The sequence below is a fragment of the Micromonospora sp. SCSIO 07396 genome (genome assembly GCF_053667945.1).
In genome coordinates this window covers 2,330,181-2,355,959 of sequence record NZ_CM132210.1, presented here as the reverse complement: position 1 = coordinate 2,355,959, position 25,779 = coordinate 2,330,181, and the positions used below count along the sequence as shown (strand labels likewise).

At 74.8% G+C, this 25,779-nt stretch carries 16 protein-coding genes; 11 read left to right on the top strand and 5 right to left on the bottom strand.

Annotation, left to right across the window (positions count from 1 at the left end; translation table 11 throughout):
- Window positions 1-2 precede the first annotated feature (2 nt).
- From ACWCHM_RS09840 to ACWCHM_RS09830, 3 genes are all read right to left on the bottom strand, one after another.
- Complete coding sequence (locus ACWCHM_RS09840) at window positions 3-5,762, bottom strand: SDR family NAD(P)-dependent oxidoreductase (RefSeq protein ID WP_454222163.1); 5,760 nt, start codon at window positions 5,760-5,762, stop codon at window positions 3-5.
- Window positions 5,763-5,903: 141 nt separating this feature from the next.
- A complete protein-coding gene (locus ACWCHM_RS09835; protein ID WP_372446006.1) occupies window positions 5,904-6,875 on the bottom strand; it encodes a DUF1702 family protein in 972 nt (323 codons plus the stop codon).
- 136 nt (window positions 6,876-7,011) lie between these two features.
- A complete protein-coding gene (locus ACWCHM_RS09830; RefSeq protein ID WP_204960488.1) occupies window positions 7,012-8,067 on the bottom strand; it encodes a carboxymuconolactone decarboxylase family protein in 1,056 nt (351 codons plus the stop codon).
- A gap of 396 nt (window positions 8,068-8,463) precedes the next feature.
- Between ACWCHM_RS09830 and ACWCHM_RS09825 the strand changes: the two genes are divergently transcribed.
- A complete protein-coding gene (locus ACWCHM_RS09825) occupies window positions 8,464-9,210 on the top strand; it encodes a TIGR03084 family metal-binding protein (protein ID WP_454223048.1) in 747 nt (248 codons plus the stop codon).
- 58 nt (window positions 9,211-9,268) lie between these two features.
- On the opposite strand, the gene ACWCHM_RS09820 is transcribed toward ACWCHM_RS09825, so the two are convergent.
- On the bottom strand, window positions 9,269-10,264 hold the full coding sequence (locus ACWCHM_RS09820; protein ID WP_454222162.1) for a DUF1702 family protein: 996 nt from the start codon (window positions 10,262-10,264) through the stop codon (window positions 9,269-9,271).
- 413 nt (window positions 10,265-10,677) lie between these two features.
- On the opposite strand from ACWCHM_RS09820, the gene ACWCHM_RS09815 reads away from it, so the two are divergent.
- The 3 genes from ACWCHM_RS09815 (at window position 10,678) to ACWCHM_RS09805 (ending at window position 14,013) form a co-directional block, all read left to right on the top strand.
- Window positions 10,678-11,247, top strand: a complete 570-nt coding sequence (locus tag ACWCHM_RS09815) for a DUF5987 family protein (RefSeq protein ID WP_204960485.1) — start codon at window positions 10,678-10,680, stop codon at window positions 11,245-11,247.
- Window positions 11,244-12,881, top strand: coding sequence for an FAD-dependent oxidoreductase (locus tag ACWCHM_RS09810; RefSeq protein ID WP_454222160.1), 1,638 nt, complete (start codon window positions 11,244-11,246; stop codon window positions 12,879-12,881). Before ACWCHM_RS09815 ends, ACWCHM_RS09810 begins: the two co-directional genes overlap by 4 nt.
- Before the next feature lie 61 nt (window positions 12,882-12,942).
- Window positions 12,943-14,013, top strand: a complete 1,071-nt coding sequence (locus ACWCHM_RS09805) for a carboxymuconolactone decarboxylase family protein (protein ID WP_454222159.1) — start codon at window positions 12,943-12,945, stop codon at window positions 14,011-14,013.
- Window positions 14,014-14,665: 652 nt separating this feature from the next.
- Here ACWCHM_RS09805 and ACWCHM_RS09800 read toward each other — a convergent pair.
- Window positions 14,666-16,228 (bottom strand): FAD-dependent oxidoreductase, encoded by a 1,563-nt coding sequence (locus ACWCHM_RS09800; RefSeq protein ID WP_204960482.1) that lies wholly within the window; start codon window positions 16,226-16,228, stop codon window positions 14,666-14,668.
- A 375-nt stretch (window positions 16,229-16,603) separates the two neighbouring features.
- On the opposite strand from ACWCHM_RS09800, the gene ACWCHM_RS09795 reads away from it, so the two are divergent.
- The 7 genes from ACWCHM_RS09795 to ACWCHM_RS09765 all read left to right on the top strand — a co-directional run bounded on the left by ACWCHM_RS09795 (window position 16,604) and on the right by ACWCHM_RS09765 (window position 25,668).
- Window positions 16,604-16,783: a hypothetical protein gene (locus ACWCHM_RS09795; protein ID WP_204960481.1), complete on the top strand. Its 180-nt coding sequence runs from the start codon at window positions 16,604-16,606 to the stop codon at window positions 16,781-16,783.
- Window positions 16,784-16,884: 101 nt separating this feature from the next.
- On the top strand, window positions 16,885-18,885 hold the full coding sequence (locus ACWCHM_RS09790) for an acyltransferase family protein (protein WP_204960480.1): 2,001 nt from the start codon (window positions 16,885-16,887) through the stop codon (window positions 18,883-18,885).
- 111 nt (window positions 18,886-18,996) lie between these two features.
- Window positions 18,997-19,923 carry an alpha/beta fold hydrolase gene (locus tag ACWCHM_RS09785; RefSeq protein WP_204960479.1) on the top strand — a complete coding sequence of 309 codons (927 nt, stop codon included), beginning with the start codon at window positions 18,997-18,999 and terminating at the stop codon, window positions 19,921-19,923.
- A gap of 215 nt (window positions 19,924-20,138) precedes the next feature.
- Complete coding sequence (locus ACWCHM_RS09780) at window positions 20,139-21,080, top strand: ABC transporter permease (protein ID WP_204960478.1); 942 nt, start codon at window positions 20,139-20,141, stop codon at window positions 21,078-21,080.
- A complete protein-coding gene (locus ACWCHM_RS09775) occupies window positions 21,077-23,005 on the top strand; it encodes a dipeptide/oligopeptide/nickel ABC transporter permease/ATP-binding protein (protein ID WP_281896913.1) in 1,929 nt (642 codons plus the stop codon). Before ACWCHM_RS09780 ends, ACWCHM_RS09775 begins: the two co-directional genes overlap by 4 nt.
- The gene (locus tag ACWCHM_RS09770; protein WP_281896911.1) at window positions 23,002-24,033 is read left to right on the top strand and encodes an oligopeptide/dipeptide ABC transporter ATP-binding protein; all 1,032 of its coding nucleotides are present in this window, start codon (window positions 23,002-23,004) and stop codon (window positions 24,031-24,033) included. Before ACWCHM_RS09775 ends, ACWCHM_RS09770 begins: the two co-directional genes overlap by 4 nt.
- 63 nt (window positions 24,034-24,096) lie before the next feature.
- Entirely contained in the window at window positions 24,097-25,668 is a 1,572-nt protein-coding gene (locus ACWCHM_RS09765) for an ABC transporter substrate-binding protein (protein ID WP_204960475.1), read from the top strand.
- The last annotated feature ends 111 nt before the right edge of the window (window positions 25,669-25,779 follow it).

The following is a 25,779-nucleotide window of genomic DNA, read 5'->3' as shown; positions in this document are numbered from 1 at the left end:
GCTCAACTCCACCCGTCGGTGAGCACGGTGAACACCACCGGTTGCGGGATGTCCACCAGGCTCGTGGCGAACGTGGCGACGCGCAGCGGACCCGAGGCCAGGACCACCCAGCCGTCGGGACCGCCGGGCGTCAGGGTCAGCGGCGAGTCCGCCGGCAGGCCCACCTTGCGCAGGCACTCCACCGCGCCCCACACCCGGGTCGCCGCGGTGTGCGCGCTCTCGTCCCGGTCCCCGGCGATCAGCGCGGCCAGTCCGGCGTGGACGCCCAGCAGGCCCGCCCAGTCCGCCGTCGACCGCTCGGCCACCGGCTCGACGTCGCAGCCGACCGTCCCGGTGGCCGCGACGGCCAGGGTCACCCCCGCGCCGTGCGCCGCCGAGACGGCCCGGTCGCCGTCGACCTCCGGCCGGCCGTCCGGGCGGTACCGCACCTCGTGGGGGGCGCCGAGGGCCCGGCCGACGGCGACGGCGGTCCGCTCCCGGCGGGGGGTCTCCCCCGGCCCGTCGGGTTCCACGGTGACCGCGACCCGGGCGCCGAGCACGTCGCCGAGCCCCCGCTCCAGGTGCGAGCCGAGTAGCACCGGCAGCCACGGCCCGCGGCCCCCCCGGTGCCGGACCGCCTGCAACCGCAGGCCCTCCCAGCGTTCGACGACCGCCCCGGACTCGTCGCGGACCGCGATGTCGTAGACGTAGGTGTCGCCGTCGCGGCTGCGTTCGGTGGCGCAGCAGCGCACCGTGCCGGTGCCGGACATCCGCGCCCCGGCCGGCCAGATCCGCTCCACGCCCACCGGCAGCAGGGTGGCGTCGGGTACGCAGACCTGGTTGCCGTGCATGAACGCGTCCCGGGTGCCCGGGTCGCCGAGCAGCAGGTCGGCGGGGAGGAAGCCGGCGAACCAGGCGTCGCCGCCACCGACGGCCACCTCGGCGTCGACGTCGCGGGCGGCGGCCCGGTGGAACCGGCGCAGCCGCTGGAACCGGCCGCCCTGGAACAGCCACTCGCCGTACAGGTCCCGCTCGGGTGCCAGCGGCACCTGCGGCAGACCCGGGTCGGTGCGTCCGGGCGGGCCGTCGGGGACGACGGTGTCGGTGAACCGCAGCCGGGCCCGGAAGTGGTCGGTGGCGTACCCGGTCTCGGCGCTGCGGATCGCCACCTGGACGACGGCGTCGTCGGTGACCGTGGCCGCCACCCGGATGACGGTGCTGCCGTCGGGCGGCACCACGATCGGCCGGGGGAACTCCACCTGCTCGACCACCGGCACCGTGGAGCGGCCGGTGACCGCCACCGCGACCTGCGTCATCGCCTCCATCCCGAACACCGCCGGGAAGAGCAGGTTCCCGTCGAGCAGGTGGTCGGCGAGGTACCGGTCGGCGCCGGCGGTCAGCTCGACCTCGCAGACCAGTTCCACCCCCGGGTAGTACGCCAGCGGCTTGTCCACGAAGCGCAGCAGCGGCAGCGGCGGCCGGTCGTAGCGCAGGGTGTCCATCCCCTCGGCCCGGCCGCTGACCACCACCACGGGCGGCACGTCCGGGTCGTCGAGCAGCCGCAGCAGCACCTCGACGCCCTGGTCGGGGCTGATCGGGACGACCCCCTCGCGGCTCAGTGACTCCACCACCGACAGTCGTTCGCCCATCCCCACCCCGGACCAGACCGACCACTCCAGGCACAGCGCCCGGCAGTTCGGGAACCGGCGGCCGGTCTCCTCGGTGAGCCCGGCCAGCCAGTCGTTGGCGGTGGCGTAGTGCGCCTCGCCGCGCAGGCCGGCCCGGCCGATGATGCTGCCGAAGGTGACCAGCAGACGCAGCTGCCCCGGGTCGACCGCGGCGAGCACCGCGTGCAGGCCGTCCAGCTTCGGGGCGAAGGTCCGCCGCAGCGCCGCCGCGTCCAGGGCGGTCAGCGCGGCCGGCTCGTTGCGGCCCGCGCCGTGCAGCACCGCGGTCACCGGGCCCAGCGCCGCCCGCACCCCGGCGACCGCGTCGGCGACCTGGGCGGCGTCGGTGACGTCGGCGCGGGCGTAGTGCACGCGTACCCCGTGGGCGGTCATCCGGCGCAGGTTGTCCGCCAGTTCGGTGTCCTGCGCCGGGTCGGAACGCCCGAGCAGCCCCAACGCGGCACCGGTCCGCTGCGCCACGGCCAGGGCGCACTCGGCGGTGATGCCCTTGCCACCCCCGGTGACCAGCAGCACGTCGGTGTCGTCCAGGGGCGGGTGGGGCTGTGCCGCGCGTACCGGCAGCGCCCGCAGCACCGGCAGTCGCCGGGCCCCGGCGTCGTCGTAGTGGCTCTCCTGGTATCCGGTGGTCGCGCCGACCTCGGCGACGACCCGGTCGACGGCCTCCGGCCCGGCCGGGGTGTCCACCACGGTCACCCGCAGCTGCGGGGCCTCCAGGCGCAGGGTCTTGGCCACCCCGGTCGCGCCCCGCCCCCGCTGGACCAGCACGAAGCGGGTGCCGGCCGGCCCGGCCAGGGCCTCCTTCGCGCCGGCCAGGGCCAGTTCGAGGTGCTCCTCGGCGCACTCGGCCGGCAGGCACACCAGCACGCCGGAGTCGACGGCGGCCCGTTCCAGGGCGTGCCGCAGCGGCGCGGCCAACGGGTGCCCGTCGGGGGCGAAGACCTGCCACCGGCCGGGGACGCCACCGCCGGTCGGAACCGGCGGCCCGGCCGGCTCACCGTCGACGGCGAAGGCGCGGGTCCAGGCCGCCGCGCCGGTGACGGCGGGCGTCCGGTCGTGGTCACCGGCCTGGCCGGTCGCGGACAGCTCGTCGAGCGCCACCGCGAGTTCCGCGACGGTGGCGGTGGCGAAGTTCGTCGGGGCCTGCGCCGGTGGCACGTTCACCAGCCGGGACGCCTCGTTGATGATCTGCCCGACGGTGATCGAGCTGAGGTGCAGGTCGTCGAGGAGCCGGCTCTCGCCGTGCACCATGGTCAGCGGCAGTTCGGCCCGCTCGGCGGCCAGCCGGCGCAGCATCTGCACCGTGGACTCGCCGTCGACCGGCCCGTCGGCGTCGGTCGGGGCGGGGCGTTCCGCCCGGGTCGCCTCCGGCAGGTCCACCAGCGGGGCCTGCTCGCAGGGGCTGGCGAAGAAGTGCTGCTCGGCCCCGAGGTGCAGCGGTCGGCGCAGCCGGTCGTCGAACAGCGCCGGATAGTCGTGCGCGGCACCCACCACGAACGCAGCGGCGGCCACCCGCAGCAGCCCGCGCAGCGACTCGTCGTCGGTGTCCAGGGCCACCGCCGGCACGTCGGTGATCGCCCCGGCCAGGCCACTGAGGATGCGACCCGGACCGACCTCCACGAAGAGGTCGATGTCCTTGGCGGCCAGTGCCACCGCCTGGGCGAACAGCACCGGGTCGGTGATCTGGCGGTGCAGCAGCGCCCGCAGGTCCGTCTCGGCGGGCAGGGTCTCGCCGGTCACCGTGGAGACCACCCGCCGGCGGACCGGGCCGAAGGACTCCCGGGCCAGGTGCCCGGCGAACGCGTCCGCCGCCGGCGCCACCAGCGGCGAGTGGAAGGCGTGCGAGACCCGCAGCAGGGACGCGCCGAGGCCCGCCCCGGCAGCCAGGTCGAGCGCCGCCCGGACCGCCTCCTCGGTGCCGGCCACCACCGTCTGTTCCGGGCCGTTGTAGCCGGCGATCACCACGGGTACGCCGGCCACCAGCGCGGAGACCCGTTCCGGTCCGGCGTTGACGCTGGCCATCACCCCGGAGGAGCTGTGCTCGGTCATCGTCGCGCCTCGCGCCCGGGTCACCCGCAGCAGCGTCTCGTCGTCGATCGCGCCGGCCCAGTGCAGGGCGGACAGCTCACCGAGGCTGTGCCCGACCGCGACGGTCGCGTCCAACCCCAGCAGATCCAGGGCGGCCAGGCCGGCCCGGGAGCCGGTGACGATGCGCGGCTGGGCCAGCGCGGTGGCCACCATGTCCCCGGCCACGGGCAGGTCGGCCCGGCGGAACACCTGGTCCACCTCGGCGAGCCGGCGACGCAGCGCCCCGCCGCTGGTGCCCCGGCCGGCACCCTGGCCGGGGAAGAGGTAGCCGATCCGGCCGACGCCGCCGACGTGACCGAGGAAGCTGCGCCCGTCGCCGTCGACCAGCCGGGTCTCACCGGAGTCGATCAGCTCGCACAGCCGCCGCAGCCGCTGCTGCGCGTCGGTCGGCGAGGACACCACCACCGCCGCCCGGTACGGCCGGTCGGCGAGCTGGTCGTGCAGGGTGGCCGCCACGTCGGCGAGCTGCCCCTGGGCCAGGGTCGGCACGTAGTCGAGCAGTTCCTGGAGCCGCTGGCGCACCTCGTCGCGGGACGCACCGTCGACCAGGAACAGCTCAGCGTCCTGCACGGAGGTGGCGAGCCGGGCGGTCCGGGTGTCGAAGGCGACCCGGCGGGCGGTGCCGGCCTGGTCCAGCACCACGTGGGTGTTGATGCCGCCGAACCCCATCGCGGTGATGCCGGCGCGTACCGGCTGGCCGTCCGGCCACGGTTCGGCCGTCCGCAGCACCCGCAGCGTCGCGTCGTCGCGGGTGAGCAGTTCGTGCGGGTCGACACAGCCGAGCGCGGGCGGCAGCACCTGGTGGTGCACGGCCAGCGCCGCCTTGATCAGGCCGGCCACCCCGGCCGCTGCCTTGGTGTGCCCGATCATGCCCTTGATGGAGCTGATCACGGCGGGCGGTGCGGTCGGGTCGGCCTCCCGGCGGGCCTGCGACAGGGCGGTCAGCTCGGTGGCGTCCCCGACCGCCGTGCCGGTGCCGTGCCCCTCGAACAGCGGCACCGACTCGATGCCGAACCCGGCCCGCTCGTACGCCCGGCGCAGGGCGAGCTGGTAGCCGTTGACCTCGGGACGGGTGATGCCGCCCTTGCCGTCGGAGGAGATGCCCCAGCCGGCGATGGTGGCGTAGCTGCGGTGGCCGGCGGCGAGCGCGTCGGCCTCCCGCATCAGCACCACCATCCCGCACCCCTCCCCCGGCCAGAAGCCGTTGGAGTGCCTGTCGTAGACCCGCATCTCGTCGCGGGCCAACGCGCCGGTCTTGGCGAAGCCGACGATCTCGAACGGGTCGATCGACAGGTCCACCCCGCCGGCCACCGCGACGTCGAGGTCGTTGTCGAGCAGGGCCCGGCAGGCGGTGGCGACCGACAGCAACGACGACGAGCAGGCGCCGTCGACGGTGTACCCGCCGCCGTTGAGGTCGAAGTAGTTGCAGATCCGCCCGGCGATGGTGTTGGACAGGCCGCCGGCGAGGGTGTCCTCGTCGATCTCCGGGAAGGGCGCCTTGTAGCGGTCCTCCAGCTCGTCGAGGAAGGTCGCCAACCGGTCGTCCTCCCAGCCCTGCTGGTGCAGCGCGGTGGCGACCGTACGACGGACGAACGGCCAGCGCAGCCGCAGCACGTTGGCGCGGGCGAACTCCCCGGTGAGGGTGTTGCCCACGACCACACCGGTGCGGTCACGCGGCAGCCCCTCCCCCGCCGGGAAGCCGGCGTCGCCCAACGCCTTGGCGGCCATGTCCAGGGCGAGCCAGTGGGTCAGGTCGGTGGAGCGGTACGTGCTGCCGGCGATCTTGTAGGCGAGCCGGTCGAACTCGTACCCCTCGATGACGGCGGCGGTGCGGGCGTAGAACCGGTCCGGGGCGCTCGGGTCCGCGTCCCAGTAGTCCGCCAACCGCATGCGGACGTCGGGCAGCGCGCGGAAGGCCCGGCGACCGGCGAGGGCGTTCTCCCACAGTTCTCGGGGCGAGGTGGCGTCCGGGTATCGGCACGCCATGCCAACGATGGCGATCCTGGTCATGCGGGCACGATCTCCTTACCGTTCGGGTCGCCACGGGCGTGGCGAGGCGCCTGCCGAGGCGTGGGCAGGTGTGGGGAGGGAGGCTGCGCCGGGACCACCCGGCGATCGGCGGGACGGGAGGGATGGGGACAGGACGTCCCGTCAGCGCCTTCCGCGTATCCGCAGTTCGTCGGCGATGGCCCGACGCCAGATCTCGTAGCCGGGCTCCAACGGGCTGTCGCCGGTCGGCCGCTGCTCGTCGCAGATCCGGTTCGCTTCCACCGGGGTGGCACCGGCCAGCACCGAGGTGGCCAGGCCGGTGTGCGGGGTCTCCAGGCCGGCGGTGAGCCGGGCGGTCGCGGCGAACGCGCTGCCCTGGGCGACCTCGGCGCGGTGCTTGCCGGCCCGGTCGAGGAAGAGGCGCAGTTCGTCGGCGTCGGCGCCCCCGGCGTACGTGGCCGCGAGGCCAGCGCCGCCGTACAGGTCGCTGCGACGCTCGGCCGGGAACCGGTCGATCAGGTCGGCGACCACCCCGGCGTCGGTGCCGCCGACGAACCACATCGCCCGGCCGATGCCCTGGTCGATGGCGCGGCGGGCGTACCAGCGGGGGCCGTCGGCCGGCCACGGGAAGTCCTGCTCCTGGTACTGCTCGTGCACGTACCGGCGGGTGTGGAAGTACGCCTGGTGGAAACCGTAGCCGTCGAGCACCAGCCAGCGCAGCAACGGGTCCGGGGCGTACAGCTTCGACCAGCGGAACCGGGGCAACCGGGCCATCGCCCAGCCGACCCCCACGTAGGCCATGTAGACGTGGTCGGCGCCCCGGCCGGCCAGGAACGTCTGCACCCGGTCCGACCGGCCGCCGGGCAGGGCGTCCAGCACGGCGAGGGCCATCGCGGCCCCCTCGTAGGCGAAGCCCCGGAACTGCGGACGCACCGTCTCCAGCGCCGGCTCCGCGTCGGCGGGGGTCCGCGCCTCGGCGGCCGCAGCGTACCCGGTCAGAAATGACTCGCCGACGGTTTCCAACAGTTCGACGGCCGCCGGATTCTTTCGGTGGAAACCGCGAACGTCGACTTTGGTCTCCGACGACGATGGCGTGATAATGCGTCGCCGCAGTCTCAGGAATGGATTCGACACCGGGCGTCCCCCTATCTTCTCGCACGTCAGGAGGGATGCCTCCCGAAGTTATGTTTTCAGCGGCGAAACAGATCGTCTACTTCTAAGGTGCGCCACCGGCGCATTACCCACCGGGCCCGGTAATTGACCGGCTGGTTCACCGGGCAGCCGGGCGCAGGCAGCGCCGGCCGACCTCCCGGGCCGCCACGTACGCCGCCCAGGCGACCGCCTGCACCAGCGCACGGTCGGTCGGCGCGGTGCCCCGGAACGCGCCGACCACCTCGTCGTCGACCCGGTAGGAGGCGAACGCGGTCAGCAACGCCAGCCGGCCCGCCGCCCGGTCCGGCCCGGGCAGCCCGGCGCAGGCGTCGTCGTACCAGTCCCGGCCGGGGCCCGGTGACGACCCGTCCCACCGGTCGAGCCGCTCGCGCAGCAGGGCCCGGACCGCCGCCGGCACCGCCTCCTCGCCGGCCCGGTCGAACGCCCGGTAGGCGCGGGCCACCGCACCGGCGATCACCGGGTCGGCGGCGGCCCATCCGGCGTCGTCCGGCAGCGTCGCCGCCGGCAGCAGCGCCAGTGACCGTCCCGGCCGGGGCGCGCCCCGCAGGGTGGGCCGCAGCAGCCGGCCGACGGCCCGCTTGAACCGGCGTCGGGCCGCACCGGTCAGCCCGGCCGGCAGCAGGTGGTCGGGCAGGAACACGTTGACCACCCGGGCCAGGTAGTGGAAGGCGACCACCACGCCGACCAGCTCCGGGGCATGCGCCGCCGGGAACGGGGGCGCGGTGGCGGTGGCGTGGGCGTGCCGGGCCCAGCCGGCCACCGCCCGGACCGCCGGGTCCCGCAGGTCCACGATCCGGTCGTCGGCGACGGCCTCCGCGTCGTCCTCGGTGGCCAGGTCGTACAGGCTGATGCTGTGCATGTCCACGCAGTACGGGCAGGTGTTCGCCACCGAGACCCCGGCGGCCACCGCCTCCTTGGTGCGGCGGTCCACCGTCCGTCCCGCCACGAGCGGCTCCCGCATCAACATCCAGTACGCGGCGAGCACCGGTGGCGCCGGGGAGTGCAGCAGCACGGGCGGCACCACCAGTTTCTGTTCCCGCTCCGCCTGGGCGTAGACGTCGGCCACCAGTCCCCGGGCGGTCCCGGCCGGCACCGGCGTGACGTACCTGACCTGCCGGCGTACCACCGAGGACGCGACCCGTGCGGCGACCATGAGTTCTCCCCCTGGCGGGCCCGCGTACCTGCCGGGGTTCGCCGGACGTCGACGGCCGGGCCCATCGTGGTCAGCATGCGCCGGCCGGCCCGGTCGACGGTTCTTCCACGGTGCGCAACCCGCGACGGTGGTGGGCCGCCAGCGCATGACGAGAGAAGACAGCGCCCGCGCCGGGCCCGCATGCTGCTGGTGCTGACGTGACGCCGTCGACGTGGGCCCGGCCACCTGCCGCCCCGCGCGTCAGGCGGCGACGGGATCGGCGTCGTGCGTGGCAACCGGTGCCCTCGGACGCGCCGGGCCACGCTCGCCCCTGCTGACGAGCGAGAGGACAGACGCGTGAGCGCACGAAACGACGTCTTCGTCGACCTGACCCTGGAGGGTGACGCCGTCGACCGGATGGTGGCCGGCCTCGACGACGCACAGTGGGCGCTGGACACCCCCGCGCCGGAGTGGACCATCGCCCACCAGATCGCCCATCTGGCGGCCACCTTCCGGCTCGCCGGCCTGGCCGCGGCGGACCCGGCGGGGTTCCTCGCACTCGCCCAGCAGTTCGGGCCCGACTTCAACCGCAACGTCCGTACCGCGCTCTCGCCGTACCTGTCCGCTGCGCCACCGGCGCTGCTGGCCAAGTGGCGCGAGGAACGGGCCACCGCCGAGCAGGCCCTGGCCGCGGTGCCGGCCGGGCAGACGGTGCCCTGGCTGGTCCGGCCGCTGCCCGCGCCGGTGCTGGCCGCCGCCGGCATGATGGAGCTGTTCGGCCACGGCCAGGACATCGCCGACGCGCTCGGGATCCGCCCCGAACGTACCGACCGGCTGCGGCACCTGGTCGACTTCGCCGTCCGCACCTGGGACTTCGGCTACCAGGCCCGGGGGTTGGACACCCCGGACGTCGCGCTGCGGTTCGAGATCACCGCGCCCTCCGGCGGGGAGGTCTGGGAGTTCGGCCCGGCGGACGCGACCGAGCGGATCACCGGCCCGGCGGCCGACCTGTGCCTGCTGGTCACCCGCCGCCGGCACCGCGCCGACCTGGCGCTGACCGCCGTCGGCACGGAGGCCGACCGCTGGCTGGACCTGGCGCAGGCCTACCGGGGTCCGGCCGGCCCCGGCCGTGCACCCGGCCAGTTCGACACCATCGCGGCGTGACGGCCGGCGGCCCCCGTCCCGGAGCGGGACGGGGGCCGCCGGCTGTCCGCCGACCGGTTCAGGCCGGGGTCGCCGGGTCGGCGACCGGCACCCGGTCGCGCACCCGGGCCCGCCACAGCTCGTACGCCGGCAGGTCCGGCCCGGCGGCGGTGTCCACCGCGACGTCGTCGGCCAGTACGGAGGCGTGCTCCACCGACATTCCGGCGAGGGCGTGCAGGGCCACCCCGGTGTGCCCGGGGATGTGACCCGAGTAGTCGCGGGCCTTCGCGGCGAACACCGCCCCCTGGCCGAGGTGCGGACGGTCGACGCCGCTGAGCCGAGCCAACGTGGCCAGGCCGGCCGCGTCGCAGCCCCCGGCGAACGTGGCCGCCAGTCCGACGCCGCTCCACAGGTCGGGACGCCGGGACCTGTCGAACCGCTCCACGGCGGTCGCCACCTGGTCCGGCTGGGCGCCGTGGATGAACCACAGCGCCCGGCCGACGCCCTGGTCGCATGCGCGCGCGAAGTAGTCGGGATGCCCCTGCCAGGGGTACGCCGCGGGGCGGTACTGCTGCCGTACCCACTGGTCGGTGTCGAAGTAGGCCCGGTCGAAGCCGTACCCGTCGACGGCCAGCCAGCTCATCGTCGGGTAGTACCGCATGCCGGTCAGGTCGGGCAGGACCCGCCGCCACAGGGGACGGGGCAGCCTGGCCATCGCGAAGCCGATCCCGATGTAGGTGAGGAAGGTGTGCCGTTCGGCCCGCCCGCGCAGCAGGTCCCGGGTCCGGTGGCCGCGCCCACCGGCCATCGCGTCACGGACCGTGAAGGCCATCGTGGCCCCCTCGTAGGCGAACCCGCGCAGCTCGACGTCGACCAGTTCCAGGCGTCGTTCCACCTCCCACTGGTCGCGGGCGTCGATCGCCCACTCGAAACCGCAGATCACCGTCTGCGGGATGGCCTCCAGACGCCGGGTGGCCGCCGAATCGACGACGGGGAAGCCGCGCCGGGCGAAGGTCACCTCGGCCAGGGACGGGGTGAGCAGCAGCCTGCGGAGCGAACCGAGGGTGGTCGGCATGGCCATCTCCCTGGGGGGACGCCTGACGGTCGGTGCCGTCGGGCAACGGGCGGGGACCCGCCGGGGCACCTGCGGGCGCACGCCGGTCACGGGTCCACCCATCGTCCGGGCCACGGTGGCGCTCCCGCTTCTCCGGGCGTGCGCAGGTGTGTCCACCGGGTTGACCGCCACCGGCCGCCGCCGGGCCGCCTCCACCGGCCGCCCGGCGGCGGCCGGGGTCACGACGGGGTGGCCAGCGCACTTCGGAAGGTGTTTCGGTGGGCCCGGTGCGTGCACGATGTGCGGCAACGGAATCGTGCAGCAACGGTGCCCGGATGCCACCGCCACCGGGTGGCACCGACATTCGCGCGACCCACGGTGAACGCATCACCGCAGTTTCTCCCGGAACAATTTCGCACCGGACAGGAGGCGTCGTGCAGTCCGATACCACCGACGCAGACGTAGCGCGGACAATGACCATCGAGGCCTTCGCCGACACCATTGTCCCGGGCGAGAAGAGAAGCCCGGACGACCGGGTCGTGGCGGGTGCCGCCCCCGGTGGCGGCGCGGTCGCCGCCGGGGCGCTGGAGCTGCTGGAACTGCCGGCCGGCGGCCTGGCCGACTCGCTCGACGGGCTGGCCGTCACCCTCGACATGCACGCCGGTGAGTACGCCGCCGAGCAGGGCGTCGCGCTGGACCCGACGCTGCCGGCGTTCGTGGCCCTGCCGTTCGAGCACCGCACCGAACTGGTCCGCCGGCTGACCGACCCGGAGCACCCGGAGAAGCAGATGTGGGTCGGCCTGGCGCTGTTCAGCAACATGGCCTTCGACAGCGCGGCGCACCTGCCCACCGTGGCGGCGCTCGCCGACGGGCACCCCGGCCTGCTGCACCTCGGCTACCACCGGCCCGACGTCGACGGGTTGTGGCGCTACCCGAACTACTCCTACGGCCGTCCCCTGGCCCCCCTGCACCCCGACACGACCCCCACCGGGAGCCCGGCATGAGCAGCACCGAGAGCACCGACGTCCTGATCATCGGCAGTGGTTTCGGTGGCGCGATCACCGCCTACCACCTGGCCGCCGGAGGCGCGAAGGTGGTGATCCTGGAACGCGGGCCGTGGCTGTCCAGCCAGGAGTTCGACCACGACTTCGAGCTGGGCTCGTCGTACACCCGGGCGTTCGACTTCGTCGTCGGGGACGGGATGAGCGTGCTCAGCGGCAACTGCGTGGGCGGCGGCAGCGTCGTCTACTTCGCCACCATGCCCCGGGCGCCCCGGTTCGTCTTCGAACGGCACGGCTCGATCGGCCGGCGCATGTGGCCGGCCGCGATCAACCGGGACACCCTCGACCCGTGGTACGACCGGGTGGTCGAGGCGTTGCCGGTGACCAGCCAGAGCTGGGACCAGGTGCCGTACCCCGGTGGGTTGTGGGCGGCGGCGTGCGCCCACGCCGGCCGCACGGCCAACCCGGTGCCGTCGGCCATCGACCTGGACAAGTGCACCAACTGCAACTGGATGATGGCCGGCTGCCGCTTCGACGCCAAACGGTCGCTGCTGTTGAACTACCTGCCGGCGGCGCTGGCCCACGGGGCGACGATCCGGCCGCTGCACGAGGTGCAGCACCTGTCCCGCACCGACGACGGCGGCTACCGGGTGCACTACCGGATCGTCGACGACGAGGACTACCGGGTCCTGCACGACATCGGAACCATCGATGCCAAGATCGTCATCGTCGCGGCCGGCGCCGGGGCCACCCCGGTCATCCTGCAACGGTCCGAGCCGACGCTGGGCCCGATGCCGAGGGCCGTCGGCCGCTACTTCTCCGGCAACGGGGAACGGCTCAACACCGCCGTGTTCGACGAGGACCGGGTCCGTGAGGTGCTGGGCCTGGACCGGGGTGACGGCGTCGCCTACGAGGCGTACCAGATCGGCCGGGGCCCGACGGTCGCCAGCTGGGACAAGCTCGACGCCAGCCTGCCCGAGTACGAGCGGTACTCGCTGGAGCAGCTCTACTTCCCGCCCGGCCTGGGCACCATCCTCGCCCAGGTGCCCGACGCGACCGGGCCGAGCTGGTTCGGGGTGGAGAAGAAGGAGCTGATGCGGCACTTCAAGTCCTGGCTGACCGTCTTCACCATGTCCGAGGACGACAACGAGGGCGTGTTCGGGCCGCCGCCGGAGACCGGCAACGCGCACCGGTTCTCCCAGCAGATGCTGGGGCACGGCCCGCTGCGCTACCAGCCCACCGCCAACACCTGGCGGGGCTGGAACCTCTCCGACGCCGACGTCAAGGACATCGTCGAACGTGACGGCCTGGCGAAGGTGATGCCGTGGACCAACGACCTGGTGGGCGCGTACACCGTGCACCCGCTGGCGTCGTGCCGCATCGGTGACGACCCGGCGACCTCCGCCCTGGACGACCGGCACGAGCTGCGCGGGCACCCGGGCATCTTCGTCACCGACGGGTCGGCGGTGCCCGGCGCGCTCACCGTCAACCCGGCCCTGACGATCAGCGCGCTGGCCGAACGGGCCGTGCCGGGCATCGTCCGGGCCGCCCGGGAACGCGGGATCGCCGTCACCTACGGCGCACCCGCGCCGGACGGCGCGACCGCCGGCCGACGCGCCGTGCTCCAGGCTCGCTGACCCCGACCACGGTCCCCCGGCATCCGGCCGGGGGACCGCCCTGACCTGGAAGGGGATGACCGTGGGGACCCTGTTGGCCCGCGCCACCCGGCGCACCGTCCTCGCCCACGTACGGCACGTTCGCCCGGTCGACCCGTACCGCGCGGAGGGCCTCGTCGCCCGGGTGTACGCCCAGGTGGAGCAGGATTTCGGCATGCTCGCGCCACCGGTGGCGCTGCACTCCCCCGCCCCGCAGGTGCTGGCGGCGAGCTGGGCGATGCTGCGGGAGACCCTGGTGGCCACCGGTGCGGCGGGGCGGCCGGCGAAGGAGGCGGTGGCGGCGGCGGTGTCCATGGCGAACCGCTGCCCGTACTGCGTCGACGTGCACGGGGCGACCCTGATCGGCCTGCTGCCGACACCCGACGGGGCCGGCCCGGCGGTGGACCGGCTCGACGACGGCGAGTGGGGTCCGCTGTCGCGGTGGGCGCGGCGGCCCTCCCCGCACGGGCCGGCCGGGCCGCCACCGGCGCCGCCTGAGCAACTGCCGGAGCTGGTCGGGGTGGCGGTGGTCTTCCACTACCTCAACCGGATGGTCAACGTCTTCCTGCGGGACTCACCGCTGCCCGACACCCCGTCGGTGGCCCGGGGCATGGTGCACCGCACGGCGGCCCGGGTGATGGGCGCGCTGGCCCGCCGTCCCCGCCCGCCGGGGGCGGCGTTGGCGCTGCTGCCCGAGGTCGCGCCGCCGGCCGACCTGGCCTGGGCGGGCCCGACGGTGCTCGCCGAGGCGATGGCGCGCAGCTACGCCGCGATCGGGGACGCCGGCCGGCAGGTGGTGCCCGCCGGGGTACGGGAGCTGGTCGTCGCCCGTTGTGCCGACCCGCAGGAGGGCCCGACCGGCGTCAGCGCCCACCCCTGGGTGGACGACGCGGTCACCGCGCTGTCCCCGGCGCACCGCCCGGCGGGACGGCTCGCCCTGCTCACGGCGTTCGCCTCCTACCAGGTGACCGACGCCGTGGTGGCGGACTTCCGGGCGCACCATCCCGGTGACGACGCCCTGGTCGCGGTCACCGCCTGGGCGGCCCTGACGGCGGCCCGCCGCTACGGCCCCGCGCTGGCCGGCGTCCCGGACGCGATGGAGCCGACCGGCTGACCGGGGCCCGGTCCCGTCGCCTCGTCGCCCGCCGGCCTTCCCCCCGGCCCCGACCCCGCGCAGGATGCGGGCCCGACCCCGCGCAGGATGCGGGTGGTCCCACGCGGACCGGTGCGGAAGCCGGCCGGGTGACGGTTTCTCCGGCAGCCGCATGCCCAGCAGTCACCGCTGTGCCCGCGGGGCACGACACCCTCCGTGCAGGACGCTCCCGCTGCGGGCTTCCCGCCGCCCCGCCGGGGTGCGGTTCCGGGTGCCGACGCCCGGCACGCCGCTGCTCGCGGCCACCGCGCCGGCATTCTCCCTCGCATCAGCGCCAGCACCACGGCACGCGACCACGCGGTCCACCCGGCGCAGCGGCAGACCCCGCCGGGCGACGAGGCCCGGAGCATCGGCGGGGCGCAGCCGGAGCCGGTTCCCGCGCCGGCTCCGGCTGCCGTCCCGGGCTCCGGTCCGCGCGGTGTCCCCGGGCTCCGCCCTCATCGGCCGGGCCGGCAGCCGGCCCGGCGGCTGCCGCCCGGGCAGAACGGGCCGGGTCAAACCGCGCCCCCGTGCCGGTCGGCGCGGTGACCGTCCCGGCGTGCCACGGCGACGCCGACGCCCGGGTGGACCCCGGCAGGTCGTTACGCCCCGCCGCCGGTCAGTCCGAGTCCGGTCAGGACCCGGAGCGCTGCCCGGCGTCCACCGGGCCCGCCGGCTCGTCCCCCACCCCGGAGGCCGGCGCGGCGGCCGGCGCGGGCGTCGGGACCGGCCCGGCGGCGGGGGTGGGGGCGGGCTCGGGGACCGGCGAGGTGGCCGGCATGTCCCGGGCCAGCCGGAGCACCCTGAGCACCAGCGGTAGCCGCCACAGCATGCGCGGCGGGTCGACCAGGCCGGCGACCCGCATGTAGGCCCGGGTCACCTCGGGGTCCTTGGTCATCGCGTACTGGAGGCGGACCAGGTAGGCGTTGTGCAGCCGGATCGGCAGCGACCGCGGCCCCACCCCGGGGAAGTCCAGGTCGGTACGGGTGGACAGCTGCCACGGGTGGCGCATCAGCCGGGCCACGTCCCGCAGGTAGGAGCGGCCGTCGACGCCGGGCTGCCGGTCGAGGAACCGGCGCAGCGCGGTCACCTGCATCGCCGCGGCGGTCATCCCCTGGCCGTAGACCGGGTTGAAGCTGCACACCGCGTCGCCGAGCACGGCCAGCCCGGCGGGGAACCGGGACAGCCGCTCGTAGTGCCGCCAGACGCTGGCCGGGAAGGTGAACGACACCGCGTCGCCGGTCGGGTCGGCGTCGCGGACCGCCTGGTGGATGTCGGCCACCGGCAGGGTCCGGACGTACTCCTCGAAGCCCGCCGGGTCGGTCGGCGGGTGGTCGCCGAGGATGCCGGTGAGGCTGAGCCGGAAGTCACCGGTGGCGGTCTGCCCGAAGAACGCCCCCCGGGGGTGCTCGGGCGAGGCCACCGGGTTGATCGCGACCGGCCCGTCGAAGGTGCCGGGCCGCCGCCGGTAGGTGCGGGTGGTGTACGCCAGCCCGATCGTCATCCGCTCCTCGACCGGCCGTTCGTAGCCCAGCTCGGCCAGCCAGACAGGCAGCCGGGAGCCCCGGCCGGTGGCGTCGACCACCAGGTCGGCGTCGATTCGCTCCTCGGGGCTGCCCGGGGTGCGCTGCTGGATGCGGACCCCGGTGACCCGGCCCCGGTCCGCGGTGGCCACCAGCCCCAGCACGTCGGTGTGCTGCCGGTAGGTCACGTTGGGCAGCCCGGCCACCCGGGAACGCAGGTAATTCTCCAGCACCGGCCGGTTGCCGGCCACGGAGAGCAGCCCGGTCTCGGTACGGGCGATCGGGCGGGCGTTGAAGTACCACCGCATCAGCCCGAAGTCGCGGACCGGCAGGCCCAGCTCCTTGGCGTCGTCGAGCAGGCCGGGGAAGAGATCGGACAGGATCAGGTAACCCCGGGCGTGCAGCCCGTGCGCGTGCACGGCGTGCGACGCGCCCTTGCGCATCCCGGTGACCCCGAGCACCTCGTCGCGGTCCACCACGACGACCTCCCGGTACCAGTCGGACAGCACCCGGGCGGCCAGCGTGCCGGCGATGCTGCCGCCGGCCACCACCGCCCGGTCGCCCAGGATGCGGGGCGTCACCGGAGCCTGTGGCCCGCCGCCGAAGGCGGCGCGTAGCCGGTCGATCACCCCACCGCTTCGCGCGGTACTGCTCGCTGCGACGTGGTCGCCCATCTGCGGTGCCTCCCTGAACTCGGTCGGCGGCCCACGCGGGGCGGGGATGGGTAGCGCCCCGCCACGCACACCGCCGGGCGTGCGGCTCGCCAGGTGTGCTGCCCATGGAAGCAGAGGACGAGGGGGCGGCACGTCCTCGAACGTGCCCAATGCGGACGGTCACCGGCCCACGGGCGGCGCGGCCGGTCGACGCGGCGCGGGTCGGCCGGCCGGCGGGGTCGGCCCGAGCGGGCTGAGCACGCTCGGAGATGACCCCCCACCTCGGCGGTTCCATCCTCGAACCGGGTACGACGGGTGCCGCCGACAGCCGCGGCCCCGACGGCGCGGTGCCGGCACCCGGCGCCGCGCGGACGGCCGAGACGAGGAGGCGGACACGTGCCGCAGGTGACCGAGAACGAGGACGGGACCACGACCTTCAGCATCAACTCCGCCGAGCTGCGCCGGCTGCGGGACCTGGTCCTCGACCGGGTGCCTGAGCTGAAGCGGGCGGTGGAGTTGGCGGAGAGCCCCGAGGTGCGTACGACGCTGCGGTTCGTGCGGTCCGTCATCCGCTGACCTCCCGGCCCGCAGGACGCCGGCGACGACCATCCCGCGTGCCGTGGGTCCCGGCCGGATCCCGGTCGGCGCACCGCCGGCCGGACCGAAAGGACGAGTACGTGAGCGTGACGACCAGGGACAGCGGCGGGGCCACGGCCGCCACGGGCCGTACGGGCGGTGACCGGGACCCGGCGATCTTCGGCATCCGCGGGTTGGCGGCGTTGGCGCTGCTGACCGTGCACGTGGCGATGTTCTCCGGGCTGCTGGGCACCAAGGCGCTGGGTGCGCCCCGACCGCCGAGCAACTTCCTCGGCGGGTTCTTCGTCAGCGGGCTGCCCTCGTTCATCGGGGTGTTCTTCGTCCTGCCCGCGCTCTACCTGTACCTGCCGCTGGCCCGGGCGATCATCGCGGGCCGGCCGCGCCCGCCGCAGGGCGCGACGATGGTCCGTCGGCTGATGCGGCTGCTGCCGGCGTACTACCTGATGTACCTGGTGGTGCTGGTGGCGTTGAACCGGGACGCCATCGACGGCCCCTGGTACGTGCTGCGTCCGCTGCTGCTGTTGCAGATCTACTCGCCGAGCCCGTTCGCGCCGCACTTCATCAACGGGATGGAGGTCAGCTGGACGGTGCCGAGCATGGTGCAGTGGTACCTGGCGCTGCCGCTGATCGCCTGGGCGAGCCACCGCTTCGCCGCCCGGGGCGCGACCCCGGTGGCGCGGGCCCGGCGGCTGCTGCTCCCGGTGCCGGTGCTGATCGCCATCGGGATCGGCTGGCTGTTCTTCGTCAAGGGCAACGGCTGGGACAACCGGATGGTGTTCTGGTGGCCGCAGGGGTTCGCGCCGACCATCGGCATCGGCCTCGGGCTGGCCGTGCTGCTGGCGTTGTCGCAGGTGTCGCCCGGGGACACGCCCCGGCTGCTGCGGCTCGCCGCGCTGCGCCCGGGGCTGTTCTGGGTCGCCGCGGTCGCGGTCTACCTGGTCAACTGCGCCCGTCCGTTCAGTGTGATCGGAATGGACGCGATCTACTCGACCAGTGGCCTGTTCATGACGTACCTGATGGTGGCCCTGTTCGGGTTGTTCGCGTCGCTGCCGCTGGTGTCGCCGGGCGCGGCCCGGACCCGGATGGTGGACGCGGTGCTGACCGCCCGCCCGGTGGTCCACCTCGGCAAGGTCTCCTACGGCGTCTACCTGTGGCACTTCGCGGTGATGCACTTCTACCTCCAGCCGGGGGCCGTGTTCAGCGGTGCCGTCCGCCCGATCCGCGAGTTGTACGGCACGGCCGGGTTCTGGGAGCTCGAGACGGTGACCCTGCTCGGCGCGGTGCTGCTGGCCACGCTCAGCCACCGGCTGGTCGAGCAGCCGCTCGCCGCCCGGGTGGACGCCGCGCTGGCCCGGCGACGGCGGCCGACGCCGCGACCACCGGCGCTGCTGCGGGCTCCGCTGCTGGCCACCGCCACCGTCGACGTGCTGTCCCCGCCGCAGGCCGGGGCGGCGGTGGCGGCGGCGGTCACCGACCGGGACGCCATCCAGGCCAACCTGGTGGACCTGGAACGGCACCTGGACCGGCATCTGTTGGCCGCCGCCGAGCTGACCGGGGAGTCGGCCCGTCGGTGGGCCGCCGCGCGGGCGGATCTGGCGCAGTTGTGGACGGTCTACCACGCCTACTCGGCGGTGGTCGACGAGGTGGTCCGGCCGTTCGCCGGCCCCGGGCAGCCGTCCGGGGCGGAGCTGGCCCGGGTCAGTGCCCTGCTCGACCAGGCGTCGGTGGTGGTCACCGGCCCGCCGCCGCCGCTGGCGCGGCGGCGGATCACTGACGACGGCCGGGTGGAGTTGACCGTGGCGGCGGCGGTGGCCCGGATGGACGAGCTGTTCCGGGGGGTCGCCGAGGTGGTCACGGCGGCGGAGGCGGTGTGGGAGACCGCTGGGGCGCGGTTGGACCGGATCGACGCGGCGCTGGCCCACCGGGCCGGGGACGGGGCGGACCCGGAGCCGACGGTGCAGCGGGCCGAGCGGCTGCGGGCGGCGGTACGGACGGACCCGTTGGCCCGCTGGCGGGACGGGAGGGTGGTCACCGACGACCTCGACGAGCTTCTCCACTCGGTGGAACATCTCGTGGCATAGCCGGCGTTTTACGCGGTTTGCTCAGGCGGTGGGGCGGATAATCATCCCGCATGGTGACCGGCGGTGGTCGCGGAATTCCCGCGCGTGGTCCGAGGGCATGAGGAGACCGTCTTGAGTACACATCGGACCGTTGGCGACGAGGACCTGTTGGCGGGGACGGAACGACACGTCCCCGCCAACGGCGTGCGGATCTGCGTCGACACCTTCGGCTCGCCGGGACATCCGGCGTTGCTGCTGGTCAGCGGGGCGTCGAACTCGATGGACTGGTGGGCCGACGGGCTGTGCCGGCGACTCGCCGACGGCGGCCGGTACGTGGTGCGCTACGACCACCGCGACACCGGCCGGTCCACCGGCTGGCCGGCCGGCGCCCCCGACTACCACTTCGACGACCTGGTCGCCGACGCCGCCGCCCTGATCGACCGGCTCGACCTCGGGGCGGCCCACGTCTGGGGCATCTCGATGGGCGGCGCGATCGCCCAGCGGCTCGCCGTGGAGCACCAGGATCGGGTCGCCTCGCTGACGTTGAGTTCGACCAGCCCCGCCCTACGGATCGGCAAGCGCCCCTACCCCGACCTGCCGCCGATGACGCAGGCGCTGATGGCGAGCTTCGGGAAGTCCCGGCCCGACCCGGACTGGGCCGACCCGGACTCCGTCGTGGAGCACATCGCCGCCGGCCAGCGACCGTTGACGGGCAGCGTCCCACTGGCCGGAGCGGAGCTGCGGGAACTCGTGGCACGGGCGGTGGCGCGTACCGTCGACATCCGGGCCAGCCTGGCCAACCACTGGTCGATCGACGGCGGGGCGGAGTACCGTGACGCGCTGCCCGGCATCACCGTGCCGGCCCTGGTGGTGCACGGCACCGAGGACCCGCTCTTCCCGTACGGGCACGGGGAGGCGTTGGCCGCCGAACTGCCCGTCGCCCGGCTGTTGCCGTTGCAGGGGGTGGGCCACCAGATGCCGCCCCGCGCCACGTGGGACATGCTCGTGATGGAAGTTCTATCGCACACCGGTGGCGGTGCCGGGAAGCCCACCGGGTGAGCACGTCTGCGGAAGACAACGGTACCTCCGCTCTGCCAGCGTGGACACGGCCCCTGACGCGCCGCTGATCACGGACGTCGGCGGGTCGTCCCTGACCACCGACGGCTGGAGCGTGACGCCATCAGACTCGACGACGCCGGCGACCCGGCCGGCCGTACGACCACAGGGGGGATCGGCGTCCGTCGAGGCGTCGGTGCGGACGGCCACCGGCGGCCATGGTCCGGCTAGTCCTGCGCCGCCTGGCCTGGACCGGGCCACTGCTGTTCGTCGTGTCGGTCCTGTGCTTCCTGCTGATCTCGTTGGTGCCCGGTGACCCGGCCCGTACGGTGCTCGGCCCGCTGGCCCCGCCCGAGCAGGTCGAGGCCCTGCACCGGCAGATGGGGCTGGACCGCCCGCTGACCGTGCAGTACCTCAGCTGGCTGACCGACGCCGTGCACGGCGACCTGGGCCGGTCGGTGGGCACCGGCACGGCGGTCGGCCCGCTGATCGCCAGCCGGTTGGCCCCGACGCTGTCACTGATCCTGCTGGCCACGCTGACCGTCGGCGTGCTCGGCACCGCCCTCGGCGTGCTCAGCGCCGTCCGGGGTGGACCGCTCGGGCGGCTGGTCGACGTGGCCTCGGTGGTGGGGCTCGCCGTACCCGGATTCTGGCTGGCCCTGGTGCTGATCACCTGGCTGGCGGTGCGGTGGCGGCTCTTCCCGGCCACCGGCTACGTGCCGTTCGGGGAGTCCCCGGTGCAGTGGCTGCGGTCGCTGGCGTTGCCGGTGGCCGCGACGTCGCTGGCGGCGGTCACCGCGGTGGCCAAACAGACCCGCGACTCCATGCTGGACGTGCTGAGCCGCGACTTCGTCCGGGTGATGCAGGCCAACGGGTTGTCCACCCGGTCGATCGTCTACCGGCACGCGTTGCGCACCGCGGCGGTGCCGGTGGTCGCGCTGCTCGGGGTGATCTCCGCCAGTCTGCTCGGCGCGACCGTGCTGATCGAGAACATCTTCGGCCTGCCCGGCCTGGGCTCCGGAGCCGCGCTCGCCGCCGCCCAGCACGACATTCCGGTGCTCCAGGGGGCGGTGGTCTGCTACACCCTGATCGTCGTGGTCATCGGGCTGCTCGCCGATCTGGCGCAGGCGTGGCTGGACCCCCGGGTGGGGGCCCGGTGAGCCGGCCGGCGGCGCTGGCGACGCGGTTGCTGCGGCGGCCGCTGGTGCTGCTCGCCGTGCTGTGGCTGCTGCTGGTGCTGGCCTGCGCGCTGCACCCCGAGCTGGTCACCGGCCGCGACCCGGTCGAGCAGGACCTGCCGGCCGCCCTGGGTGGGCCGTCGGCCGCGCACCCGCTGGGCACCGACCGGCTCGGCCAGGACCTGCTCAGCCGGCTCGCGTACGGCGCGGCGGGCACCCTGTGGGGGGTGCTGGTGGCGGTGCTGACGGCCACCGTGGTCGGGGTGGGCCTGGGCCTGCTCGCCGGCTACCTCGGCGGGCTGGTCGACGCCCTGGTCGGCCGGCTGGCCGACCTGCTGTTCTCGTTGCCGGCCATCGTGATCCTGCTGGTGGTGGTGGCCGTCTTCCCGGGTGACGTCACGATCGCCATGCTGACCTTCGGGCTGTTGCTCTCCTCCGGCCTGATCCGGGTGGTCCGGGCCGCCACCCGGTCCACCCGGGAGGAACTGTTCATCGCGGCGGCCCGGCTGGCCGGGCTCTCCGCCCCGCAGATCCTGCGCCGGCACGTGCTGCCCCGGCTGCGCGGCCTGGTCATCGTCCAGGCGTCCCTGGTCGCGGCGGTCGCCCTGGTGATGCAGGCGAGCCTGGCGTTCCTCGGCTTCGGCCCACCGCCGCCGGAGCCGAGCTGGGGCGGCATGATCGACGAGGCGCGGATGGTGATCGTCCGGCATCCGTGGGCCCTGGTCCCGCCGGGGCTGGCGGTCGCGTTGACCGTACTCTCCTTCGTGCTACTCGGCGATGCCGCCCGCGACGGCACGACCGCCGCCTGGTCGACGACGAAGCTGGCCCGCCGACGGCGGCGCCCCGGTCGGACCGGCCGGCACCGGGTGGGCGTCACCCCGGCCGCGCCTACGGCCGTCCCGGCGTCACCCGCCCCCGACGCCCTGCTGTCGGTACGCGGGTTGTCGGTCCGGCTCCCCGGCCGTCCCGACGCGGCCACCCCGGACGGCACCACCGTGGTCAGCGACGTCGACCTCGACATCGCCCCCGGGGAGATCGTCGGTCTGGTCGGCGAGTCGGGCTGCGGCAAGACGGTCACCGCGCTGAGCGTCCTCGGGCTGCCGCCGGGCGACGGCCGGGTCACCGGCAGCTGCCACTTCGCCGGCCTCGACCTGGTGCGGGCCACCGACCGGCAGTGGCGCACCGTGCGGGGCCGGCGGATCGGTTACGTCGCCCAGGACCCGATGGTCAGCCTGGACCCGACCCTGCGCGTCGGGGTCCAACTCGCCGAGGCGGTCCGGCGGCACACCGGCGCGGGCCGACGGGCCGCCCGCGAACGGGTGGTGGCGCTGCTGCGCGACGTCGGCCTGCCCGAGCCGGATAGCACCGCGCGTCGGTATCCGCACCAGTTGTCCGGGGGGATGGCCCAGCGGGTGGCGATCGCCTTCGCCCTGGCCGGCGACCCGGAACTGCTGATCGCCGACGAGCCGACCACCGCGCTGGACGTCACCCGGCAGGCCGAGATCCTGGCCCTGCTGGCCCGGACCAGCCGGGAACGGCGGCTCGCCGTGCTGCTGGTGACCCACGACCTGGGGGTGGTGGCGGCGCTGTGCGACCGGGCGGTGGTGATGTACGCCGGTCAGGTCGTCGAGTCCTGCCCGGTGACCGAGCTGTTCGCCCGTCCCCGGCACCCGTACACCAGGGGGCTGCTGGCGGCCGATCCGCACCGGGCGTCCGGGGCGGGTCGGCTGCCCACCATCGCCGGCACGGTCCCGGCCCCCGGGAACTGGCCGACGGGGTGCCGGTTCGCGCCGCGCTGCCCGCTGGCCGTCGAGCCCTGCCGACGGGCCCCGGTGCCGCTGGACCGGACCGCACCGGCGCACGCCGTGCGCTGCGTACGGCCCGACGAGAGCCGGGTGGCGGCGTGACCGGGCGGCCGTTGCTGACGGTGGACGACCTGGTGGTCGACCTCGGACGCCGCCGGTCGGCGACGCGGGTGGTGGACGGGGTGAGCCTGACGGTGGCCGCCGGTGAGACGGTCGGCCTGGTCGGCGAGTCCGGCTCGGGCAAGTCGACGATCGCCCGCGCGATCCTGGGCCTGACCCCGGTGACCGACGGCCGCATCGGCGTCGACGGGGTGGACGTCACGCACGCCGGGCGGCGGCAGCGGCGGGCGCTCAGCCACGACGTGCAGCTGGTGTTCCAGGACCCGTTCAGCTCGCTCAACCCGGCCCGCCGGATCGGCGACTGCCTGGTCGAGCCGCTGCTCAACCGGCGGGGTCTCGACCCGGCCCGGCGTCGGGCGCTGGTCGTCGAGGCGCTGCTGCGGGTGGGCCTGCCGGCGGAGGCGGCGCACCGCTACCCCGGCCAGTTCTCCGGCGGGCAGCGGCAGCGCATCGCCCTGGCGCGGGCGCTGGTCGGCACCCCCCGCCTGCTGGTCACCGACGAGCCGGTGTCCGCGTTGGACCTGTCCGTCCGGGCGCAGATCATCAACCTGCTCGCCGACCTGCAGGCCGACCTCGGGTTCGGGCACCTGTTCATCGCCCACGACCTGGCGGTGGTGCGGCACCTGTCGCACCGGATCGTGGTGCTCTACCGGGGTCAGGTCGTCGAGTCCGGCCCCGCCGACGCGGTGTACCGGCGGCCCGCGCACCCGTACACCCGGGCCCTGCTGGCCGCCGCGCCGGTGCCGGACCCGGGTCCGGCCCGCGCCGCGCTCGCCGCCGCCGGCCGGCAACAGCCGGCCGGCCCGACGTCCGACGCCGGGGTGGGCGGGGACGGCGGGTGCCGGTTCGCGGCCCGCTGCCCGTACCGGATCGACGCCTGCACCCGGCAGCGCCCGCCGCTGGCACCGACGGCCACCGGCGCGCTGAGCGCCTGCCTGCGGCACGCCGACCTGGCGTCGGCGGCACACCCCGCGCCGGCGGCCCCGGCGGGCGTCTCACCGCCACCCTGACCGCATCTCGCACCGTCCACACCCGCACCCCTCGACACCGGCACCCGCCGGGAAAGGATGGCCATGTTCGCGCATCGTCCGCGCCGGAGCGTCCACCAGGTACGTCTCCTGGTCGCCGCCGCGCTGCTCACGGTCGGCTCGCTGACCGCCTGTTCCGGCACCGCCGAGGAGGGGGGCGACGGTGACGACGCCGTCCTGACCATGGCGGTGGCGGCCCCGCCGACGCTCGACCCGTACAAGGCCAACATCGACCTGAACAACATTCCGACGGTGGCGCTGGCGTACGCCCCGCTGATCCGGATGAACGCCGACCGGACGTTCACCGGCGAGCTGGCCGAGTCGTTCGGCTACGTCGACCGGCAGAACAAGGTCTTCCAGCTCAAGCTGCGCCCGGGGCTGACCTTCGCCGACGGCACCCCGCTGGACGCCCCGGCGGTGGTCAGGTCGTTGGAGTACATGCGGACGGTCAGCCCGAAGGCGAAGACCTGGGCGGCCACCATCGCCAGCATCACCGCGCCCGACGCGGCCACCGTGGTGGTCACCAACAGCAGTCCGAACCCGGTGATGCGGCAGCTGTTCAGCCAGGCGATCCTCTCCGGTTCGGTGGTCTCCCCCGCCGGGCTGACCGACCCGGGGCAGCTCGCCCAGCGCACCTTCGGCGCCGGCCCCTACCAGCTCGACCCGGCCGGCACCGTGGCCGGCGACCACTACACCTACCTGCCCAACCCCCGGTACTGGAACAAGGAGGGGCAGCACTGGAAGAAGGTCGTGGTCCGGGTGCTGCCGGACGCGAACGCCACCGTGCAGGCCATCCAGGCGGGCCAGATCGACTACGCCGCGCTGAACGCCGACGCCGGACCGGCGGTCGCCGCCGCCGGGCTCAAGCACATCACGGCCAGCGTGGCGGTGCTCGGCATGGTGCTCGCCGACCGCGACGGCACGGTCGCCGCGCCGCTGCGCGACGTGCGGGTGCGTCAGGCGTTGAACCACGCCATCGACCGGGCCACGATCGCCACGACGATCTTCGGCGAGTTCGCCCACCCGACCAGCCAGATCGCCGCCCCCGGCTTCGACGGCTACCAGGCGGCCCTGGACGACCGCTACCCGTACGACCCGGACCGGGCCAAGGCGCTGCTCGCCGAGGCGGGTTACCCGAACGGCTTCACCGTCAAGGCGGAGGCGCACACCCCGGGCATCGCCGCCGTGGCGCAGGTGGTGGCCGGGCAGTGGAAGAAGATCGGGGTGACCGTGGAGCTGACCACCGACACCCAGGTGCCGCAGTGGCTGGAGCACGTGATGTCGCGCAAGTTCCCGGTCACCGCGTTCGGCTACGGCAACCTGCCGACCTATCTGTCCTCGCTGGACTTCATGCGCCCGGTCGCCAACCCGTTCAACCCGTACGCCACCGACGACGCCCAGCTGCGGCAGGCGTTGGACCGGGCGATCGCCGAGCCGGACCCGGCCACCCAGGCGGGGCTGTTCCAGCAGGCGGTGGCCCGGCTGACCGAACTGGCCTGGTTCGCCCCGGTGGTCCGGATGGACGGCATCGCGGTGACCGGCTCCCGGGTCGCCCCGTTGGAGGCGGCGGCGGACAACGGCCTGCCGAGCGTGGTGACGGTCCGGCCGGCCGGCTGAGCGGCCAGACGGCACGCTCGGAGGTGTCCGCCTCCCCCGCCTCTGCAACGATCAATTGGTCATAGGCAGTACCGCTATTGGTAACAGTCAGTGCCGGTATCCGTCGCCGCG

What these genes read in the sequence shown, in the direction of transcription:
- ACWCHM_RS09800 (WP_204960482.1), bottom strand. Translation starts at nt 16,228, where the DNA reads ATGGGCGACCACGTCGCAGCGAGCAGTACCGCGCGAAGCGGTGGGGTG.
- ACWCHM_RS09810 (WP_454222160.1), top strand. Translation starts at nt 11,244, where the DNA reads ATGAGCAGCACCGAGAGCACCGACGTCCTGATCATCGGCAGTGGTTTC.
- ACWCHM_RS09820 (WP_454222162.1), bottom strand. Translation starts at nt 10,264, where the DNA reads ATGCCGACCACCCTCGGTTCGCTCCGCAGGCTGCTGCTCACCCCGTCC.
- ACWCHM_RS09830 (WP_204960488.1), bottom strand. Translation starts at nt 8,067, where the DNA reads ATGGTCGCCGCACGGGTCGCGTCCTCGGTGGTACGCCGGCAGGTCAGG.
- ACWCHM_RS09765 (WP_204960475.1), top strand. Translation starts at nt 24,097, where the DNA reads ATGTTCGCGCATCGTCCGCGCCGGAGCGTCCACCAGGTACGTCTCCTG.
- ACWCHM_RS09825 (WP_454223048.1), top strand. Translation starts at nt 8,464, where the DNA reads ATGGTGGCCGGCCTCGACGACGCACAGTGGGCGCTGGACACCCCCGCG.
- ACWCHM_RS09840 (WP_454222163.1), bottom strand. Translation starts at nt 5,762, where the DNA reads ATGACCAGGATCGCCATCGTTGGCATGGCGTGCCGATACCCGGACGCC.
- ACWCHM_RS09780 (WP_204960478.1), top strand. Translation starts at nt 20,139, where the DNA reads ATGGTCCGGCTAGTCCTGCGCCGCCTGGCCTGGACCGGGCCACTGCTG.